Origin of the sequence: Citrobacter sp. Cc139, assembly GCF_030334645.1 — a bacterium.
Taxonomy (GTDB): Bacteria; Pseudomonadota; Gammaproteobacteria; order Enterobacterales; family Enterobacteriaceae; genus Citrobacter; species Citrobacter werkmanii.
Map to the genome: position 1 here is coordinate 17,819 of NZ_JAOWDM010000082.1, position 21,049 is coordinate 38,867.

General features: G+C 51.5%; 17 protein-coding genes. 2 read left to right on the forward strand and 15 right to left on the reverse strand.

The genetic code is table 11. From position 1 onward, the window contains the following. Positions 1–37: 37 nt before the first annotated feature. The 4 genes from OGV69_RS12285 to ppsR all read right to left on the reverse strand — a co-directional run bounded on the left by OGV69_RS12285 (position 38) and on the right by ppsR (position 4,463). Positions 38–2,023, reverse strand: coding sequence for a TonB-dependent hemoglobin/transferrin/lactoferrin family receptor (locus OGV69_RS12285; RefSeq protein ID WP_069324260.1), 1,986 nt, complete (start codon positions 2,021–2,023; stop codon positions 38–40). Between the two features lie 74 nt (positions 2,024–2,097). Next, on the reverse strand, positions 2,098–2,286 hold the full coding sequence (hemP, locus tag OGV69_RS12290; RefSeq protein WP_038640207.1) for a hemin uptake protein HemP: 189 nt from the start codon (positions 2,284–2,286) through the stop codon (positions 2,098–2,100). 170 nt (positions 2,287–2,456) lie between these two features. Next, positions 2,457–3,503, reverse strand: a complete 1,047-nt coding sequence (gene aroH, locus OGV69_RS12295) for a 3-deoxy-7-phosphoheptulonate synthase AroH (protein WP_038640209.1) — start codon at positions 3,501–3,503, stop codon at positions 2,457–2,459. Positions 3,504–3,629: 126 nt separating this feature from the next. Continuing rightward, entirely contained in the window at positions 3,630–4,463 is an 834-nt protein-coding gene (gene ppsR / locus OGV69_RS12300) for a posphoenolpyruvate synthetase regulatory kinase/phosphorylase PpsR (protein ID WP_069324259.1), read from the reverse strand. A 328-nt stretch (positions 4,464–4,791) separates the two neighbouring features. Here ppsR and ppsA point away from each other — a divergent pair, with 328 nt between their 5' ends. Further along, complete coding sequence (gene ppsA / locus OGV69_RS12305; RefSeq protein WP_042308787.1) at positions 4,792–7,170, forward strand: phosphoenolpyruvate synthase; 2,379 nt, start codon at positions 4,792–4,794, stop codon at positions 7,168–7,170. Positions 7,171–7,237: 67 nt separating this feature from the next. On the opposite strand, the gene fadK is transcribed toward ppsA, so the two are convergent. The 5 genes from fadK to OGV69_RS12330 all read right to left on the reverse strand — a co-directional run bounded on the left by fadK (position 7,238) and on the right by OGV69_RS12330 (position 12,313). Continuing rightward, positions 7,238–8,875 (reverse strand): medium-chain fatty-acid--CoA ligase, encoded by a 1,638-nt coding sequence (gene fadK, locus OGV69_RS12310; protein ID WP_069324257.1) that lies wholly within the window; start codon positions 8,873–8,875, stop codon positions 7,238–7,240. An 81-nt stretch (positions 8,876–8,956) separates the two neighbouring features. Next, the gene (locus OGV69_RS12315) at positions 8,957–9,250 is read right to left on the reverse strand and encodes a ferredoxin family protein (protein ID WP_038640220.1); all 294 of its coding nucleotides are present in this window, start codon (positions 9,248–9,250) and stop codon (positions 8,957–8,959) included. Then, positions 9,247–10,536, reverse strand: coding sequence for an FAD-dependent oxidoreductase (locus tag OGV69_RS12320; protein ID WP_069324256.1), 1,290 nt, complete (start codon positions 10,534–10,536; stop codon positions 9,247–9,249). The genes OGV69_RS12315 and OGV69_RS12320 overlap by 4 nt, the downstream gene beginning before the upstream one ends. Before the next feature lie 55 nt (positions 10,537–10,591). Continuing rightward, on the reverse strand, positions 10,592–11,527 hold the full coding sequence (locus OGV69_RS12325; RefSeq protein WP_069324255.1) for an electron transfer flavoprotein subunit alpha: 936 nt from the start codon (positions 11,525–11,527) through the stop codon (positions 10,592–10,594). Positions 11,528–11,548: 21 nt separating this feature from the next. Next, entirely contained in the window at positions 11,549–12,313 is a 765-nt protein-coding gene (locus OGV69_RS12330) for an electron transfer flavoprotein (protein WP_069324254.1), read from the reverse strand. Positions 12,314–12,787: 474 nt separating this feature from the next. Between OGV69_RS12330 and OGV69_RS12335 the strand changes: the two genes are divergently transcribed. Continuing rightward, entirely contained in the window at positions 12,788–13,678 is an 891-nt protein-coding gene (locus tag OGV69_RS12335; protein ID WP_085049447.1) for an AraC family transcriptional regulator, read from the forward strand. A gap of 54 nt (positions 13,679–13,732) precedes the next feature. Here the strand turns inward: OGV69_RS12335 and OGV69_RS12340 are convergent, their stop codons facing one another. The 6 genes from OGV69_RS12340 to OGV69_RS12365 all read right to left on the reverse strand — a co-directional run bounded on the left by OGV69_RS12340 (position 13,733) and on the right by OGV69_RS12365 (position 21,028). After that, complete coding sequence (locus tag OGV69_RS12340; protein WP_069324252.1) at positions 13,733–14,884, reverse strand: acyl-CoA dehydrogenase; 1,152 nt, start codon at positions 14,882–14,884, stop codon at positions 13,733–13,735. A 13-nt stretch (positions 14,885–14,897) separates the two neighbouring features. Then, complete coding sequence (locus tag OGV69_RS12345; RefSeq protein WP_069324251.1) at positions 14,898–16,493, reverse strand: acyl CoA:acetate/3-ketoacid CoA transferase; 1,596 nt, start codon at positions 16,491–16,493, stop codon at positions 14,898–14,900. 157 nt (positions 16,494–16,650) lie between these two features. Continuing rightward, positions 16,651–17,409 carry a type I 3-dehydroquinate dehydratase gene (aroD, locus tag OGV69_RS12350; protein WP_069324250.1) on the reverse strand — a complete coding sequence of 253 codons (759 nt, stop codon included), beginning with the start codon at positions 17,407–17,409 and terminating at the stop codon, positions 16,651–16,653. Positions 17,410–17,445: 36 nt separating this feature from the next. Continuing rightward, entirely contained in the window at positions 17,446–18,312 is an 867-nt protein-coding gene (gene ydiB / locus OGV69_RS12355) for a quinate/shikimate dehydrogenase (RefSeq protein ID WP_069324249.1), read from the reverse strand. Positions 18,313–18,333: 21 nt separating this feature from the next. Next, positions 18,334–19,569 carry an MFS transporter gene (locus OGV69_RS12360; protein WP_069324248.1) on the reverse strand — a complete coding sequence of 412 codons (1,236 nt, stop codon included), beginning with the start codon at positions 19,567–19,569 and terminating at the stop codon, positions 18,334–18,336. A 238-nt stretch (positions 19,570–19,807) separates the two neighbouring features. Then, the gene (locus OGV69_RS12365) at positions 19,808–21,028 is read right to left on the reverse strand and encodes an MFS transporter (protein ID WP_069324247.1); all 1,221 of its coding nucleotides are present in this window, start codon (positions 21,026–21,028) and stop codon (positions 19,808–19,810) included. Positions 21,029–21,049: the final 21 nt, after the last annotated feature.

Sequence of the window (21,049 nt, forward strand, 5' to 3'; positions counted from 1 at the left end):
TTCCAGATTGCTGCCCCGGCGAACCGGGGAAAAGTGATTACCACTGATAACTCACGAAAATTTTGCCATTGCGGCCATCCTGCGGAATGCCCTGCGGCGACCAGTACTCTTTGTCGAAAGCGTTGCCCAGGACCAGTGTGGTGGTCATGCCTTTTAGCGCCTGTTGCCCCTGATAGCTCACGTAGAAGTCGTTTACCGCATAGCCGGGTTGTTTGGCGTAGCTGCTGCTGATGTGCGTTGAGCGGTCAGCAAATGTACCTATCCAGCCAACGGAGAAACCGCTGTGTGCAACCGGCACGTTCAGTTTGCTGGTGACGGTGTCCGGGTTAATGCTGGAAATGTACTCGCCCGTGTCAGTATCTTTACCCCGCGTGCGGTTATAGGCCATATCGAGGCTGAACAGATCGGCGGTGTATTTCGCCATCACGTCCCAGCCCCAGATTTTGGCGTTGGGTACGTTATAGGACATGGTCGTCGCGGCGGCAAAATCGACGCTGGTGGAGATGTAATCTTTGGCTTTGGTGTCGAAATAGCTGGCTTTAAATTCGAGCGCATCGCTCGCCATCAACAGATCGTCAAAGCGCAGGCCAAATCCATATTCCTGTGTTTCGTTGGTTTCCGGACGCAGGTTCGGGTTTGGCACCCAGTAATTAGTGTAAAAACGGCCAATCGAGAAGTGTTTCGCGTCGTTATACATCTCGCCCATGGTTGGAGCACGGAAGGCCTGAGCGTATGAACCGAAAAGCATCAGCCAGTCGGCAGGCGCAACGGTGAGTCCAGCGCGGGACGACCATTTATCGGCATCGACATCTTCATAACCGTCGCTGCTGCCACGATAAGAGTCATACCGTGTCCCCCCCAGCAGCGTAACCGGCAGGTCGCGCAGGGTGATTTCATCCTGTAGCCAGCCGGAGCTAAAATCGATTTTTGCCTCCGGGAAACCGGTGGTTGCGCCGCCCGGTTGTTGTTCCTGACGATAGTATTCACCGCCGTAGGTCAGTAAGTGAGAAGCAAATGAATCGGTAAACAGGCGGCTACGGTTGTCGACTTTCCCGCCTTTGGTGGTCTGCTTGCGAAATTCGCCGGTGCTGTCCGTGTTTTGTGCATTAATGCGCGCTTCGGACCAGTAGATGCGGGCATCCGCGTTTAGCCAGTCATTATCCGCCGGGGCGAGGGAGTAGGTCAGTTGCGCATCGCGCTGGATGGTCGAGCGATCGGTCATCGGGTTGCTGGTGGTATCCGCCGCGCTGGTTTGTGGGTTTTTAGGTTCCCGGGCATCATTGTTGTAATAACGCAGCGAGCCGGCCAGCGTCTGGGCGCTGTCAATTTTCCAACTGCCTTTCGCCAGCATATTGTTAATCGCTTCATCGTTCGGGGCGGTAGTGCCGTCGCTCTGGCGCAAATTACCGCGATCGCGACTGGACCAGGCCAGCAGCCCGTCGAGGGTATCGGTGCGGCCAAATGCGCTGGCGCCCATACCGAGGCTGTGATCGCCGGTAGCCGCGGTACTGAACACGCGATAACCGCTATTCTGACCCGCCTCCAGTAAGTCTTTAGCATCCGCAGTGTCATAGGCGATTACGCCACCCAGCGCGCCGCTGCCATACAACAGTGCGGAAGGGCCGCGCACCACTTCAATCCGCTTGATTAGCGCCGGATCGAGGAAGGTACTGTTCAGGTGCCCGGTATCGGTTCCCTGGCGAACGCCATCCACCAGCACCAGAACACCGCGACGGTCATAGCCGCGCAGATTGACGTCCTGACCATTTGTCCGCCCCGTACCGTCAAGGCTCAGGCCCGGAACCTTCCGTAACAGGTCGGCTGCCGAGCTGGCTGTCTGGTTTTCAGGTGCAGTAGCGTCGATAACGCTGACCATCATCGGCGCTTCAAAGGCGCTACGGGGATTACCGGTGGCGGTGACGGTCATATCCTCTACTGCCGCCCAGGCAACGACGGGAAGATTACTGACAATCGCCAACGCCAGGAGCGACGGGCGCAAGGATGCGGTGTGCAGGTGGGGCATAGCAACTCTCCATTAGAAAATCGAAAAGCGCTGGCTGCCTGGGTATCACCTGGGTGGCTGGCGAAAAGTGTCGTTTATTTAGTCAGAATGAGTTTTCCAGCATGGGTCTGGCGCAGCAGGTAGTGCTGGCCATCGTGCTCTATAATCACGCGTCCTTCTTTGCCCAGCAAACTTTTACTGTCAATGCGACGCTCGGTTGCGGCGACGGCAGGCGGTGTTTTTTCTTTTGCAGGCGTTGCTGTTGTGTTATCCATACGTGACATAGAGTTTAAAAATAGCAATCAATGTAACAATGATAATCATTATCATCAAACTGCAAATGTGCGGCAAGCGTTTTTGTGAAATAATTGTGACGGGAACAGTTTTTGCACAACAATGAAGGAAAAAACAAAGAATTACCACCGGGCAACGTGGTGTTACCCGGTGTACAGCGTTAAAAACGGCTATCAACCGCCGAGGCGAGTTTGTCCACCAGTAGTTCAGTATCTTCCCAGTTCAGGCACGGGTCGGTAATCGACTGACCGTAAACCAGCGGCTGACCGCTGACGATTTTTTGCGTGCCTTCACGCAGGAAACTTTCCGCCATGATCCCGGCAATCGCCGTCGAACCGTTGCGAATTTGCTGGCATACGTCATCACACACTTCCAACTGACGGCGATGCTGCTTCTGGCAATTACCATGGCTGAAATCGACGACCAGATGCTCAGGCAGGGAAAATTCGTGCAAGGTATCGCAGGCGGCGGCAATATCTTCAGCAAAATAATTCGGCTTTTTACCGCCGCGCATAATGATATGCCCGTATGGATTACCGCTGGTCTGATAAATGGTCATCTGGCCGGTTTTATCCGGGGAGAGGAACATATGGCTGGCGCGGGAGGCGCGAATCGCATCGACGGCGATACGGGTATTACCATCCGTCCCGTTCTTAAACCCAACCGGGCAGGAAAGAGCAGACGCCATTTCGCGGTGGATCTGGCTTTCGGTGGTGCGCGCGCCAATGGCGCCCCAACTGATTAAATCAGCAATAAACTGGCCGGTCACCATATCGAGAAATTCAGTGGCCGTGGGGACGCCCAGTTCGTTGACCTGCAGCAGCAGTTTACGCGCCAGCTCAATGCCGTGGTTCACACGGTAGCTGCCGTTCAGGTCCGGGTCGGAAATTAAGCCTTTCCAGCCCACGACGGTGCGTGGCTTTTCAAAATAGGTACGCATCACGATTTCCAGACGCGTCTGGTGCTTTTCGCGCAGCGCCTGCAGGCGCGTCGCGTATTCCACGGCGGCATCGAGATCGTGAATTGAGCAAGGGCCTACGATCACCAGCAAACGGGGATCTTCGCCATTCAATATTTTTTCTATCCGGCGTCGGGAGTCCGTAACATGACGGGCGACGGCGGACGAAACAGGATGCCGCTGCGCAAGCTCTGCTGGAGTGACCAGGTTGTCAATACGCGCAGTACGGAGTTCATCGGTTCTGTTCATTACTTGTCTCAGAAATTTGTTGCTTCAACGGCAGGACTACCGGGAAGTGATGTGCATCACAATATCACACTCATCCGGCCTGGTGGCGAGCATAATAACAAAAAATCGAACCAATGCACTAGCGTTCTAGTACATGCGGCGATTCAGCCCCATAATGTCGAGGATCTTGGTAGCAATCTCTTCTACCGAATAATTGGTACTGTTTAACCATGGGATCTGATTTTTCCGGTACAGCGCTTCCACTTCGGCAACTTCCATCCGACACTGGCGTAGCGAGGCGTAACGGCTGTTCTCTCGTCGCTCTTCGCGGATCGCCGACAGGCGTTCGGGGTCGATGGTCAGACCGAACAGTTTATGCTGCAGCGGCTTCAGGGATGTGGGCAGCACCAGATTATCCATATCATCGGCAATAAAGGGGTAGTTGGCCGCGCGGATACCAAACTGCATGGCCAGATACAAACTGGTCGGGGTTTTGCCGCAACGGGAAACACCGAGCAGGATCACCTGCGCCTGATCGAGGTTGCGCAACGAAATACCATCGTCATGGGCAAGGGTGTAATCAATAGCGGCAATACGCGCATCGTACTTGTTGAGGTTGCCGGGATTCAGGCCGTGGGTACGATGGGCAATCGGCGTTGGGTCGAGCTTCATCTCTTGCTGCAATGGAGCGACCAGCGCCTGTACGATATCCTGACAAAACCCCTCGCTTTGCAGAATGATTGAGCGGATTTCCGGCAAGACGATGGAGTAAAACACCAGAGGACGCACGCCGGTTTGTTGGTAAATGGCGTCAATCTGGTCTTTAACCGCGCGCGCGCGACTCTCGTTTTCAACAAACGGCAGCGTAATGCTGTTGATAGTGACCGGAAATTGCGACATTACCGCGTGGCCCAATACCTCGGCGGTGATGGCCGTACCATCAGAAATATAAAAAACGTGACGATCAACAGCATTATCCATTTTGCGCATCCTGGGGCAGACATAATTCTCTGAAAGCATAAATTAAAATTCGCCAGAAGCGAATATTGCGCCATCACTTTTATAAAGTGAAACGCTATTTTTATATTTAATGAAAAGTGCATTTCATTTTTCGGAACAAATGTTTATACCGGTAGTTTTTGTGGTGATCCCGTGTCGCTCGCGGGTTTGCGCAAATGCGTAAACAATCTTAAAAAATAAAAAATAAAGTTGCTTGAACGATTCACCGTTTTTTTCGCCGCGGTAAATATGCAAAGATAAATACGCAAAATTGAGTTTCCTAACCTCGTTCATATATAAGGATTGTTCGATGTCCAACAATGGCTCGTCACCGCTGGTGCTTTGGTATAACCAACTCGGCATGAATGATGTAGACAGAGTTGGGGGCAAAAATGCCTCCCTGGGTGAAATGATTACTAACCTTTCCGGTATGGGAGTTTCCGTACCGAATGGTTTTGCAACAACCGCCGATGCGTTTAACCAGTTTCTGGACCAAAGCGGTGTAAACCAGCGCATTTATGAGCTGCTGGATAAAACGGATATTGATGATGTTACCGAGCTTGCGAAAGCCGGGGCACAAATCCGCCAGTGGATTATCGACACTCCTTTCCAGCCGGAGCTGGAAAATGCCGTCCGCGATGCCTACGCGCAGCTGTCAGCAGACGATGCCCATGCTTCTTTTGCCGTGCGTTCTTCCGCCACCGCAGAAGATATGCCAGATGCGTCATTTGCTGGTCAGCAGGAAACCTTCCTTAACGTCCAGGGCTTCGATGCTGTCCTGGTCGCTATCAAACACGTATTTGCTTCGCTGTTTAACGACCGCGCGATTTCTTATCGTGTTCACCAGGGCTATGACCACCGCGGCGTGGCGCTTTCTGCTGGTGTCCAGCGAATGGTGCGCTCTGACCTTGCGTCCTCAGGCGTTATGTTCTCCATCGACACCGAATCCGGTTTCGACCAGGTGGTGTTTATCACTTCCGCATGGGGTCTGGGCGAGATGGTGGTGCAGGGTGCCGTTAACCCGGATGAGTTCTACGTGCACAAACCGACTCTGGCGGCTAATCGTCCGGCGATCGTTCGTCGCACTATGGGATCGAAAAAAATCCGTATGGTCTACGCGCCAACCCAGGAACACGGTAAGCAGGTGACCATTGAGGATGTGCCGCAGGAACAACGCGATATTTTCTCTCTGACCAATGATGAAGTGCAGGAACTGGCGAAGCAGGCGGTACAGATCGAGAAGCACTACGGTCGTCCGATGGACATCGAATGGGCGAAAGACGGTCATACCGGCAAGCTGTTCATTGTTCAGGCTCGTCCGGAAACCGTGCGTTCTCGCGGGCAGGTGATGGAGCGGTATACGCTGCACGCCCAGGGTAAAATTATTGCTGAAGGTCGCGCCATCGGCCACCGCATTGGCGCCGGCCCGGTCAAAGTTATTCACGACATCAGCGAAATGAACCGTATTGAACCCGGCGACGTACTGGTGACTGATATGACCGACCCGGACTGGGAACCGATCATGAAGAAAGCGGCGGCGATTGTGACCAACCGTGGCGGCCGTACCTGTCACGCGGCGATCATTGCCCGTGAACTGGGGATCCCTGCCGTGGTTGGCTGCGGCGATGCCACCGAGCGCATGAAGGATGGTGAGAAGGTCACTGTCTCCTGTGCCGAAGGCGACACCGGTTATGTTTACGCTGAGATGCTTGATTTCAGCGTGAAGAGCTCCAGCGTGGAGACCATGCCGGATCTGCCGTTGAAGGTAATGATGAACGTCGGCAACCCGGACCGGGCTTTTGACTTTGCCTGCCTGCCAAACGAAGGTGTCGGCCTTGCGCGTCTGGAATTTATTATCAACCGAATGATCGGCGTGCACCCTCGTGCGCTGCTGGAGTTTGATGACCAGACGCCTGAGCTACAAAATGAAATCCGCGGCATGATGAAAGGTTTCGACTCTCCGCGTGAATTCTACGTTGGTCGTCTGACGGAAGGGATCGCGACGCTGGGTGCGGCGTTTTATCCGAAACGCGTCATCGTGCGTATGTCGGACTTTAAGTCCAACGAATATGCTAACCTGGTCGGCGGTGAGCGTTATGAGCCGCACGAAGAGAACCCGATGCTGGGCTTCCGCGGGGCGGGCCGTTACGTTTCAGACAGCTTCCGCGACTGTTTCGCACTGGAATGTGACGCGGTGAAACGTGTCCGTAACGACATGGGTCTGACTAACGTTGAAGTGATGGTACCGTTTGTACGTACCGTTGCCCAGGCGAAAGCGGTGGTTGAAGAGCTGGCGCGCCAGGGGCTGAAACGCGGCGAGAATGGCCTGAAGATCATCATGATGTGCGAGATCCCGTCTAACGCCCTGTTGGCAGAACAGTTCCTTGAGTACTTCGATGGCTTCTCCATCGGCTCAAACGACATGACGCAGCTGGCGCTGGGCCTGGACCGTGACTCGGGTGTGGTTTCTGAACTGTTTGATGAGCGTAACGACGCGGTGAAAGCGCTGCTGTCGATGGCGATTCGCGCTGCTAAGAAACAGGGCAAATACGTGGGTATTTGCGGTCAGGGACCTTCTGACCACGAAGACTTCGCGGCCTGGCTGATGGAAGAGGGGATCGACAGTCTGTCGCTGAACCCGGACACCGTCGTACAGACCTGGCTGAGCCTGGCTGAACTGAACAAGTAACATTATGCCTTATCCGGCCTATTCAACGTAGGCCGGATAAGATGCGTTAGCATCGCCATCCGGCACTTTATCCTGCAATACTCTCCATGCTCAAACGTTTAATAATATCCTGACGCAACTGGTATTTTTGTACCTTACCGGACGCTGTGCGAGGTAACTTCTCGACAACCACGATATGCTCCGGGTATTTATACTTTGCCACCCGTTTGCGGCTAAAAAAGGCGACGACAGATTCCAGCGACAGCGAATGATGCGGGGCTTTTAGTACCACATAAGCGCACGACCGTTCACCTAACCGTTCGTCCGGCATCGCGACAACGCAGGCATCATGAATGCGTGGATGTTGCAATAAAATATCCTCTACCTCGCGGCTGCTGATATTTTCCCCTCCGCGCACAATAATATCTTTTTTACGCCCGGTGATTTTGATGTATCCCGCGTCGTCCATCCGGCATAAGTCGCCACTGTAATACCACCCCTCTTTATCCAGCGCGCGGGCGGTCAGTTCGGGTTCATCGAGGTAGCCCATAAAAACATTGGGGCCACGCGAGGCTTCTTCACCTTCTACTCCTGCGGGCAGGGCATTGCGCGCTTCATCGACGACTTTAATTTCGACGCCTGCGGCAGCATAGCCGTCGGTGGTCATCATGCGGGAAGGTGAATCATCGAGATTGACCAGCGCATGCGGCGAGCTCTCCGTTGAACCATAAATGCTTAACAATTTAATGCCGAGCCGTTGGCAGTCACGGGCAATCTTTTGCGGAATGGTGGTGCCTCCGCATAAAAAAAAGCGTAGCGATGAGAGATCGCAGGCGCGTTTTTCCATGCGACACAACATGTCATAGACAAACGGCGTTGCGCCGAGTACGCAGGTGCAGTGCTGTTGCTCCAGCAGATCGAGACAGGCGTCTGGGGTAAAAATATCCAACAACACGCTGCGGGCGCCGATTAAAAACGGTGCGGTAACGCCATGCAGAAAACCGGTAGCATGTCCAAGCGGCGCGGGCATTAAAAACACATCTTGCCAGGTGAGATTGAGACGGGCGCAGTAGGCGCGTTCGCTGGCAAGGATATTGTTGTGGGTTAACATTACGCCTTTCGGCATTCCCTCGGTTCCGGAGGTAAACAGTACCGCTGCCAGTTCATCCGCGTGAACGTTAATCGTTTGATTTAACGGCGGTGCTAAAAGCAGTTGGCTGAGTGCCTGCGAGGTGGTTGCCGGCGCCAGTTTATCCACGGCGACAATCTGTTGCAGATGCGGTAACTGGTTTTGTAAGGGGAGGATCAAATCAACCGGCCGGGTTTGTTTAAACAGGGTAGGTGCGAAAAAAATCTTCGCTTTACATTTATTTAATACCCATACTAACTCCGCTTCGCGCCAGGCGGGTAGTAACGGGACGGAAACGGCTCCGGTTTTCAGGCAGGCCAGATAAATAATGGTAAATTCGCACCAGCCCGGCAACTGGAAAGCGACGCGATCGCCGGGTTGAATACCGCAGGCTAAAAACCAGCTCGCCAGACTGCTGGCGGCACCGTCGAGTGCGGCGTAGGTATATGAAGCGCCATGATTATCAACCACGGCGATTTTATCCGGCATGGCTCTGGCTGTTTGGTTCCAGTAATCGCCAAGCGAAGCATCTCCCCATAAACCTTGTTGTCGCCAGGCATCGCGACGTTCGGCGTTAAACGTTAGTGTGATACTCATTCGTTATTCCCTGGATAATATCGGCATACGTCTGACCGGATTGGCCGTGGAGGCCGATCCGGGGTACAACGGCTCAATCCGTTAGCCGTAGCGAAAATCAATGCCAAATGTTCCTGCCGGATACTCCCATTGTTCGAGGATCGTATCGCCGCACAGCACCCGACAGGTGCCACACTCCAGGCAGCCAGCAGAATCAAAATGAATATTCCCACTCTCGTCCTGCTTATACAGTCCGGCGGGACAGGCCTTCAGCAGTTTGCGAAATTCATTCAGATCGGGATGTTCGGCCAGAATAATGTGCGGGTGACCTTCATCGACATTGAATTTATTGACGCCCAGCTTGACGTCGACGTTAACGGTATTGTCCTGACTCATAGCGCAGTTGCCCCCTTGATGCCGTCTTTCAGTAAGTTCATCAACCCAATTTTCTTCGCATGGGACATCATCATCTTACGAATCGGTTGGTTCAGGCGTCCGTCAACGGTGAACATATCGTTCATGATATCTGCGACCATGCGAGGGTATTGGGTGAACAGGCGCGGGTTTTCCATCAGCGTCGGGATCTTGCGAAAATGCTGTAAATCACGCATCACACAGCCCTGTTCGAGGGCGCGTTTGTAGCCCATCAGGCTGCTGGCGGAGAAGTCCTGGCGTTCTTTGGCTGCAATGGCGGTTTGGGCGGCGGCTTCTGCGGAGGCTATTGCTAAATCCATACCACGCACCGTGTAACCCAGATTCAGACAGAAACCCGCGGCATCGCCGACGATCATTACGCCGTCATCAACCAGTTTGGGTACCATTGCCAGACCGCCTTCCGGTACCATATGTGCGGAATACTCCAGCAGTTCTCCTCCCGCAATCAGTGGACGAATAGTCGGGTGTTGCTTAAAGTCTTCCAGCATTTGTGGAATACTTTTCGTTGCGTGAGCAATATCCCCCAGCCCGCATACCAGCCCCAGAGAGACCGAGTCCTGGTTGGTATACAGAAAGCCTCCCCCCATCAGTCCATCCGACGGTGAACCGGCAAACAGCCAGGCTGCGCCTTCATCGCCTGAGAGGTTGAATCGATCCGCAATCACAGCCGGAGGTAAGCCGATCAACTCCTTTACGCCAACAGCATAGTGGTGAGCAGAAGAGGGAGGGACCATCCCCAGCGACCGTCCTAATATTGAGTTGACGCCATCGGCCAGGATGACAATATTGGCTTCCAGGATATCGTCACCAGCTTGCACGCCGGTGACCTTATTACCTTCGCGGATCAGCGCATCAACGCGGACGCCGGGGATGAACTGCGCGCCGGCCTGTTCTGCTTTTTCCATCAGCCAGGGATCAAGTCGGTTGCGCAACACGGTGTAAGAATCCTGCGCTGGCGCGTTGTCTTTATCCCGATGAAAGTCGAGCGTTACGGCGCTCTCTTCGGTCAGGAAGGATATTTTTTCGCGGGTCACTTTACGTTCGAGTGGTGCTTCCTGCGCGAATCCCGGCATGATGCGTTCCAGACTATGCGCATAGAGTCGCCCACCGGTCATATTTTTACTGCCCGCACTGTTTCCGCGTTCGATGACCAGCACGTCCAGTCCGGCCTGCGCCATAACGTAGCCTGCAACTGTACCCGCCACGCCAGCACCGACCACAATGGCATCGAATTTTTCATCTGACATGCTTTATGCTCCTTTCCCGCCGCGAAGCAGCGGGAGATGTGCGTTAAATGGGGGGTTAGCGGCTGAGATGTTCGATAAGGGCCGGAACAACTTTGTAGATATCGCCTACCAGGCCGTAATCGGCGTAATTGAAAATAGGGGCTTTTTTGTCTTTATTGATAGCGACAATGACTTTCGCGCCGTTACCGCCGACCATGTGTTGAATTTGTCCTGAGATGCCTAACGTGAGGTAAAGGTCTGATTTCAGTAACACACCAGAAACGCCAATGTAGCGTTCGCGCTCCATCCAGTTTTCGCCTTCGGCAATCGGGCGTGAACAGCCCACTTCTGCACCCAGTACCGATGCCAACTGGTGCACCATCTCCAGATCGTGTTGCGCAACCAGGCCGCGCCCCACGCCAACCACACGTTTGGCTTTACTGAGGTCCACGCTGCTCACGGATTTGGCGCGACGTTCCTGGCACATAATTTCATGAAGCGGTGCGATGTAAGCTGCCGAGACAACAGGACAGGTGTGCGATGCGTTTTCCGCTACGGGTTCAAGCACCCCTGGGGCTAGCGTGATAATTGCCAGCGCGCTTTTGATTTTTTCTTTGCCGAATGCCAGACCACCATACATGCGGTGCTCTGCGAACACGGTGTCATCCTCAAGCGTCACCGATATTGCGTCGTTCACCATCGCGGCATTGAGTTGGATGCTTAACCGTGCCCCAAGTGATTTCGCGCGCTTTGTAGCGGGCATCAACAGCATTCCGGCGTGTTCTTGCATCTGCGCTGCAATGGTTTCGGCGTAATTTTCAACACGCTGTAAACCGGAGGGGGCCTCGAGCACGATTATCTCATCGGCACCCAGAGGTTTAACCTGATTAGCTTGTTCGATGCCTTGTACAATAAGATGGACGTGTTCACCCCACTGACGCGCGCCGGCCATTAATTCTGCGTAGCGTTCTACGTTATCGCTGAACACCCATACGTTAGCTAATTTACTCATGATAATTTCTCTCCGTTGAGCTTAGTTCAGGGCTTTTTTCAGGTGTTCCGCCAGTTCGGCAATGGCTTCAGCCGAGTCATTTTCCAGAATGATGTGCTTACGTTCTGTTTGTGGCGGTACCGTAAGGCTTACCAGTTCCGCTAACGGTGACGCCGGCGTCCAGCCAATATCGCTGGCTTGCCATGTTGTGACGGGCTTTTTACCCGCGCCGAGAATGGCTTTCATTGAGGGAATACGCGGCGTGTTGATATCCGAGGTTACGCAGAGTACAGCGGGGAGCGGCAGGTCAATCACTTCGACTTCATCTTCCAGAGTACGCTCAACCACAATGCGGTCGCCATTACGTTGGATGTTGCTGACGGCGCTAATCACCGGGAGTTGCAACAGTTCGCCAACCAGTAAGCCAACCTGTTGGGCGTAGATATCCCCCGATCCTTCTCCGAACAGCATCAGGTCGAAATTTATATTTTTGGCCGCGCAGACCAGCGTCTGAGCGGTGTCGCGGGGCAATGAATGCTCCAGCTGTGGATCCTGCACCATGAACAAACTGTCCGGTCCACGCGACAGCACGTCTTTACGCACTTTGGAATTTTGCAGTAGCGAGCCGCCCACGGTTAAAGCGACGATTTCATCACCCTCCGTACTCAGTTGCGCCGCGGCCTCAATCGCATTCAGATCAAACTGGCTGATTTTGGCGTCGGCTCGGTCAAAGTTAAGCGAACGCTGTGGGGTAACAACAATGTCCTGTTCTTCAGGCACCAACTTAAAGCAGGTTATTATTTTCATGGCATCTCCAGTCATCCACAGTAGGGAAAATTAACTGAAAATAGTGTGCGGCAGAGAGGGGACTGTTTTCGACGGGGCAATCTGTTTTCATTCCCAACAATCTTGCAAAAAAAAGTGCGGCGGGAATGCTTGTTTCATAAACGAGAGCTCGGGGTTGTGTACTGAAGAAAAAAAATAGCAAACACACCAGGGAAGGATAATTGCGAAATGCATCCTGTTTTTTATCGTTTCTACGCTTAATTTGTTTCTGATATGTAAATTGTTAATGTTGAATTAATAACATTTACTCTTATCAGTTTTTATAAAACGGGAATAATCGTAGAGAACAGCGAGATAGCGCCGGAGGTATCATCTTGCAGTCGACGCAAATAATTTTGTTTCGCCAGCAAGGAATAACGTTGTATAACATCATTATTGTTTTCGCTTTCTGATATTAATTATTCGCAAAATTACTGCCTTTAGGTGGAGGTTGTCATGTATCAACGCTGCTTTGATAATGCCATGGAGACCCTTTTTGAGCAGGGGAAAACGCCGAGACTTTCCCGATTCGTTATTAGCGATGATCCTAACTGGGAGTCCGGCCATCATGTTCATGATAATGAAACGGAGCTTATCTATGTTAAAAAGGGGGTTGCAAGATTAATCATCGACTCTTCGCTGTATGTCGCGCATGCCGGGGACATTGTGGTGATTGAACAAGGGCGATTGCATGCGGTTGCATCTGATACCAGCGCACCGGCTACCACTTACACCTGCGCGCTCTACGGTTTCCGGTTTAACGGCTGGCAGGATAATCAGCTATTGCAGACGCACTCGTGTCCGGTCATTAACGTCAGTCAGGGTAAAGAGGTTATTAAGAGTATTTTTAATGAACTGGGGGTGATGCTCCCGCAGAGCAAGAACAACCTGACTTCTTCCGCTTATGACGCATTCGCGTATGCATTAACCGTGTTATATTACGAAAACTTTAAAAATGCTTACCGCTCTGAACAAGGGTATATTAAAAAAGATGTCTTAATTAAAGATGTGCTGGTCTATTTAAATAACAATTTCCGCGAAAAAATCACTCTCGAACAGTTATCTAAAAAATTCCGCGCCAGCGTGAGCTATATCTGCCATGAATTTACCAAGGAGTATCGTATTTCACCCATCAATTATGTTATTCAGCGACGAATGACGGAGGCAAAATTTTCCCTGACTAATACCGAGGCCTCGTTGGCGGAAATTTCGTGGCGGGTAGGGTATGAAAACGTCGATCATTTTGCCAAACTTTTTCAGCGGCATGTGGGATGTACTCCCAGCGATTATCGTAGGCAGTTTAAAAATAACCTTGCTGAGCAAGAATGCCTGATGCCTGAAGTCTGATTCCCCCGCACCGTCCCGGATAGCGCATCTGCGCTATCCGGTCAGTTATACCGCTTACTTATTTTGATAATCTTTCAGGATTTGGCGACCCGCGACGTAAATCATGATTTCATCGGTACCACCGCCAATGCGCTCACAGCGGACATCGCGCCAGAATCGGGATACGCGTGCTTCATCGGTGTAACCCAGTCCGCCCATAATCTGAATTGCGTCGTCAATCACTTCCATTGCCGTACGGGCGCAATACAGTTTTGCCAGCGCCGCACTTGTGCGCAGCGACTGTTCCTGATCGGCCTGCCAGGCGACCTTCAGCACCATATTACGCATGTTTTCGATTTTTATTGCCATCAGAGCCAGTTTTTCCTGGATCATCTGGTTATGACCAATTGGCTTACCAAATGCGATGCGTTGGTTAGCGTAACGAGCGGCATCTTCGAAGGCGCATTCGGCAAAACCCGTGCTGCGCGCGGCGTTGATCAGGCGTTCCATTTCAAAGTTGTACATTACATTAAGGAAGCCCATGCCTTCTTCGCCGACCATATCGCTTTCGTCCACTTCAACGTTATCAAAATAGACTTCGCAGGTGCTTAACATGTGCCAGCCGATTTTATGCAGTGGGTTAACCTTAATGCCAGGTTTCTTTGAATCCACCCACCATAGCGTAAAGGCTTTCTTCGGATCTTTCGGCTCCGGGTCGCGAGCCAGTACCAGCATGTACGGATACTCTTTAGCGCCGGTGATAAATGTTTTTTGCCCGTTGAGATACACCTTGCCGTTTTTGCGGGTATAGCTGGTGGTGGCGCTGTTATTATCGGAGCCTGCTCCCGGTTCGGTTAATGCCAGCGCATACGCTGGATCGCCCGTTTCCATGGTGCTTTCTGCCGTTTTACGCAGTTGCTCTGCGGAGCCAAAACGTCGCATGCTGTGGATGCACTGGCCATTGGTGATCAAAAATGCGGGCGCGCCACATTTTGACACTTCCATCAGCGCCAGCATCTGGGTGACGTAATCAGCAGGGATGCCGCCAAACTCTTCCGGAACGCCCAGCATCGAAATACCGTTGTCCGCAAGAGCTCGCATAAATTCCTTCGGATAAGTCGCCGTCTGATCGCAGGTGCGGAAATACTCTTCCGGAAAATTGCTGGTAATCAGTTCGCGAATGCTGGCAAGCAACAGTTCTTGTTCTTCAGTTAATGAAAAGTCCATCAGGGTACTCCTTTTAATTGGCTGCGTCGGGTAATACAAAGCCCATCGAGGCATCGATAAATAATCTTTCGTCCATCAGTTTCAGGTCTGGGGAAATAATCGGAGTGAAGTCCATTTTGTCGAGAATGTCTTCCTGCAAAGAGACCCCTGGCGCAATTTCAACTAAATGGAGACCATCTTCTTTTAACGTAAATACAGCGCGTTCGGTGATGTAACGCACATCGAGACCACGCTCAAGGGCAATTTTTCCACTGAAAGTGACTTCAGGTAATTCGTTAACGAATTTTTTCACCCGACCTTCCTGCACGATATTTAACTTGCCGTCGGCAACTTCCGTTTTCAAACTTCCGGCAGTTAACGTGCCGCAAAAAATAATTTTCCTTGAAGTGGCGCTAATATCGATAAAACCGCCGGTGCCCATGATTTTGCCATTGAATTTATGTACGCCGACATTGCCGTGCCGATCCACTTCAGCAAAACTTAAATAACACACATCCAGCCCGCCGCCGTGGTAGAAGTCAAACTGGGAGGTCATATCCAGAATGGCGCGGGTGTTGACGTTGGCACCAAACGCGATACCCTGAGACGTAATGCCGCCAATCGGGCCGGTTTCGACCGTCAGAATAAAATCGTCGGCACAACCTTCTTCGCGTGCGACAAGGCCAATCCCGTCGGCGATGCCCACGCCAACGTTGCCGACCGCGCCTTTACGCATTTCGAACAGCGCGCGTCTGGCCACCAGTTTACGCTGGTTAAGCGGCAGGGCTGTTTGCTGGCTGTCATCGAGGACAAAATCGCCGGAAATAAAACGGTTAACCGGCGCGCCACCGTACAGTTGCGTTTGGTCGGGGTCGATGACCACAATATCGACCAGATAGCCCGGAATACGCACCGCTTTCGGATGCAACGTGGCTTTCTTCACCATTTTTTGCACCTGCATCATGACGATGCCGCCGTTGTTGTGTACAGCCTGGGCAATCACCAGCGCATCGAGATACATCACTTCATCTTCAAAGGTGGCGTAGCCTTCGCTATCGCAGGTAGTCGCGCGAATAAACGCGATGTTTGGCGCAATGGCTTTATAATAGAGGTACTCTTTGTTATCGATTTCCACCAGTTTGATCAGATCTTCGGTCGTCACCTCATTCAGTTTGCCGCCCTGTTGGCGAGGATCGACAAACGTACCGATGCCGATATCACTCAGAATGCCAGGCTGATGAGCAGCTGATGCCCGCAGGGCTTGGGTTAATACGCCCTGGGGATAGTTATAGGCAGCGATTTTATTCTGCTCAGCCAGGTCAGAGATTCGTGGCGATTGTCCCCAGTGGCCGCAGAGCGCCCATTTGACTAAACCTTCCTGCGCCAGCGGGCTGATTCCGCGGTCGGCGCGGTCGCCTAAACCCGTTGGGCTAATTAATGATAAATTACGTGGTGACTGCGTGTTTTTGTATTTTTCTGCCAATGCATTAATTAATGTGGTTGCCTCAAGAATACCGCCGCCTGCGCCTAATACGCAGAGGGTTGCTTCATCAGGAATATAATTAATGGCTTCTGCTGCGGATAATACAGGTACCCGACCATCGATACGGTTTGGTCTTGGAAATTTCATATAAACTCCAGATTATATGCGTGCGACTACCTGTCGCTATAGTCGACAATAATATTGTGAGTTAATTTAATCAGGCTTAGCTGCCAGCCAGATATTCGTGGTTAAGCGAATATCTGGGGCAGGGCATTGCTAATAGTGATGTGGATATATTCTGCTATTAAGCCTGATGCAATATTGTTAATACAGTACGCAGATCGGCGACCGAAATTTGTCCCGGGGCCGACGCTTTTTTCACGGCGCCAAAGGTGGCTGCTGAACCGAAAACCTCGCCGGAGAGACGTGAAATCACCCCAGTTTTAGCCATCGACATGGTAATTATCGGCCGGTCCGCATAGCACTCTTGCATTTCCAGCGTAGCGCCCAACAGTGTCAGCACATCCGTTTTGTTTTGCGGCATCAGGGCGATTTTAGGAATATCCGCGCCAAGTTCCTGCATTTTACGCAGACGCTGGATGATCTCCTCTGCGGCTGGCGTCTTATGGAAATCATGATTCGACATAATCACGCTGACATTTTTCGCGTGGGCATGTTCGACGGTCGCTTTAACCAGCTCATCACCGGTGAAAAGCTCCAGGTCGATCATATCCACCAGACCGCTGTCTACTGCTGCACGGTTAAGTGCAATATAGTTTTCGACAGACAGTGCCTGTTCACCGCCTTCTTTGGCGCTGCGGAAGGTGAAAAGTAGCGGTTTGTCGGCTATCACATCGCGGATGGCGCGAGCCGCTTCCAGCACGGCATCTGTGGAAGAGACATCGCTGAAATGGTCAACGCGCCATTCCAGAATGTCGAAATCCGCTTCGCGATAGGCCAGCGCTTCGCTTTTTACCGTGGCGATGTCTTTACCCATCAGCGAGACAATGATCTTCGGCGCACCCTCGCCAATCACGAGGTTTCTTACGGTTACGGTTTTCATTGATTACCCTTTAAATATATTACAAATGCGTGCCCGTCAGGCTGCAAAACCCATAACCTGTTTCACATACTCCAGTGGGAAATCTTTCCCGGTCCAGAGTTTGAACTGTTCAGCCCCTTGCCATAACAACATGCCGTAACCATCAATTGTTTTGCAACCCGCAAGTTGCGCCTGTTGCAATAATTTGGTCATATGCGGGTTATAAACGCATTCAGTCACCAGCAGCTCCGGGCGCAGCAGGGAAACGTCGGTCACGAGAGATTCGTTGTCCAGCGGCTTCATGCCGACTTTTGTGCCGTTGGTCAGAATATCCGCGCTGGCGAGGGCATCGGCAAATGCTTGCCGATCGGCGAGATCGATAACGGTCACGACGCAATCGGTGTTTTCATTGACGCGTTTGGCGAATGCCTGCGCCTTTTCAAAGAATTCATCTTTACGGTTAAACAGCTTAATTTCTTTGATGCCTTCAATGGCCGCCTGCGCGCCAATGGCTGTCGATGCGCCGCCCGCGCCCAACAGTACCATGGTTTTACCTTTAATATCGAAGCCGCTTTCTTTAATGGCGCGAATATGACCGGTGCCATCGGTATTGTAACCGCGCAGGTAACCATCATCGTTCACGATGGTATTGATTGCGCCGACCAGTTTGGCCGCAGGGGTCAATTCATCAACATATTCACATGCCAACTGCTTATTGGGCATAGAGACCCCGGTGCCGCGCATCTTCAACGCTTTCAGTCCGGCAATGGCATTGGCAAACGTTGAGTTATCGACTTCAAATGCCATGTAGGTAAAAGGTAGTCCCGCTTTTTCTAATGCCTTGTTTTGCATTTCTGGTGACAGACTATGTCTGATAGGGTAGGCCATTAAGCCAATCAGTTCATATTTAGCAGTTACGTCCATTTGATACTCCTTCTAAACAATTTATTGAAAATAACGTTCGCCCAACCGCACATCATTTTTGGGAATATCAAATACGCGGTAGTAACGAATAAAGACGATGATGGCGGTGATGAAGGCCAGCAGAGCAAATGCAAAGTCCAGCAAAATGATGTATTGCAGGCCAATGTTAGAAAGGTATCCGGTGATTAATGGGATAATAAAATTGGCCACGCCACCCATCATCATATAAACACTGGTGACTTTGGCTTTGCTCCTGGGGAAAAACTCTGACATCACCGAGACGCCAAGCTGTAAAATACCGCCAGCGGCAGAGAAACCAATCAGAAATGAACCGGCGTTACACACCAGCGGAGAGGGATATAAATAGATGACCGCTGCGGTGATGGTTGCCAGCGCGGCGTTAAACACATTTGCCCATATCGGTCGAACCATTTTTTTCAGCAGGGCGGCAAAAATAAATACGCAGACCAACGAGCCCATACTGTAGTAAGAGATCGTTTTCAGGGCATCGGCTTCCGCCATGCCGGCAAACGCCATGGCGTATTTCGGCATCCAGACCACGATGACGTAAAAGGTTGAAAACGCCGCGACACCGAACATCACGGAAGCGACGCCTTCCAGCCAGACCAACGGTTTGCTGTTCATCTGTGGCAGCTCTTTGGCGATACCGGCATCCACCATCTGGCTGGGAAAGCGGCTTTTTAACAGCATCAGGGTGATAACGACGAACAGTACGCCAGGGATAATGACCGCATAGCCGTACCAGATATGGTTGAGCAGCATGGTGCTGACGACAATGGGGTAGAGCATCTGCCCGAACGAGACCATCGCTTTAACCAGGATAACAGCCGATCCTGATGCTTTGGGGAAGCATTCCATTAATGCCGGATAGCCACCGGTATCCAGCGCCGAGTTAGCCACGCCAACGCAAACAGCCAGAATAAAGGCAATCAGCAGATTAGGGCTGGCGGGAATACCGAAGAAAAACAGCATATACAGAATAGCGCCTAACAGAATGATCGCCCGGCGGCCAAACTTATCTGAGAGCACACCAAAGAATAAAATACTCACCAGTCGCCCCAAACCAATGCCTGAAATTAAATAGGCAATCCCGGCATTGTCGGTGGAGAACTTTTCTGCGAGAGACGACATATTTTGCGCCAGCGTAATGACACTAATGCCGTGGAGAAAATAACTTAAATAAATACAGATTATCGCCAGAAGAAATGGCGTGTTAAAGGTCTTGTTTTGAGACATTTTCACAACTCCTTGCGGATTTTAAAATTATTTCGTGTTTGACGATATTTTTAAATTTCGGCGACCTTGTGCTTAATATACCGTTCAGTAGACACATTACCTACATAGCATGGCGTTTAACTTACCAGGTATTTTGCATCTTAAACTGTGAATTTAATTCTTCCTGATGACTTTTCGCTGATAATTTAAAAGGGCAGCCAATTATGTTGCAGAAGGGATGAACAATATTGCATCCCCGTTATTCTGCGACCGTCGCCATTTTTAGTTGATGTTTTAATGCGGCGCGGCTGCGATACCCAATAAACAGCGCCAACAGGAAACCGACAGCGGCGATACCGGCATCAAACCACATGATATGAGCAATGCTGGTCTCTGAGATTCTTGCTGTGATCAGCGGAATGGTGAAAGTCGCAATGCTGCCCGCGCTGTAGTAAATGCCGGTCGCTTTACCCTTTGCATGTGGAAAGCGTGCCGCCATCAGCGTTAAACCGATTTGCACCACGCCTCCGGCTGAAGAAAATCCAATGACAAACGCAAAGGTGATAACCACGTAGGGTGTCGGGTGCAGGCAAACCACCAGCAGCGCAATAAATGAAATAAAGGTGTACAGCATCAACAACAATGTCGCGCGTTCCGCTTTGCGCGCCAGTGGAGCAGTAATCAATACGCACAGCAAAGAGCCGCAGGTGTAAATGCTTAACAATTTGATAGATAACGTATAAGTCATGCCAGCAACAAACTGTCCGTACTGCGCCAGCCACTGGCTTACCAGATAAAATGTCGCCATGGCGATATAGCTATACAGAGTGTAACAGGCAAGATCGAGAATCGAGCAACGATGTTCAGATTGTTGTGTTTCCCGTTTAGCAGGTAATGCCTTGATGGAAGTTTGATTTCCTGGATGCGCCGGGAAGCGACAGCGAAACAAAAACACGCCGTTGATTATCATAATGGCGGCCGCCAGCAGGAAGGACCAGCCAAACCAAAGCTCGGCCCACACCAACAAACTGATAATCATAGGAAGCAGAAACTGGCCGCTGGAGACGAAGGCTTTTATTAATATATTGGCTGTACTGGGCGAGCGGGGAAACGCCTCCATCAGGCTGGGATAGGTTCCGGCATCGAGAAAACTGTTGGCCATTCCCGCCAGAAAGCCAAAGGCATAGGCGATAAAAATACTATGCGTATTGATGATGCCAACAAAGAAAATCAGGTAGCAGATCATGCCGAAAATAATAAACGGTCGGCGGCCATAGCGATCGGAGAGCATGCCAGCCATTAATAAGACACTTAAACGACCGATGCCCAGCGAGGAAATAACGATCGAGACACCCGCGGCGTTGGTTTGCCACTGGTGTTCAAGCGAAGACATATTGAGGCTCATCAGAATGACCCCCATGCCGTGGACCAGGTAATTAAAGTACAGCCCTATCGCAGTGGAGAAATAGGTGTTTTTCATAATGTGTTACTCAGCGAAGAG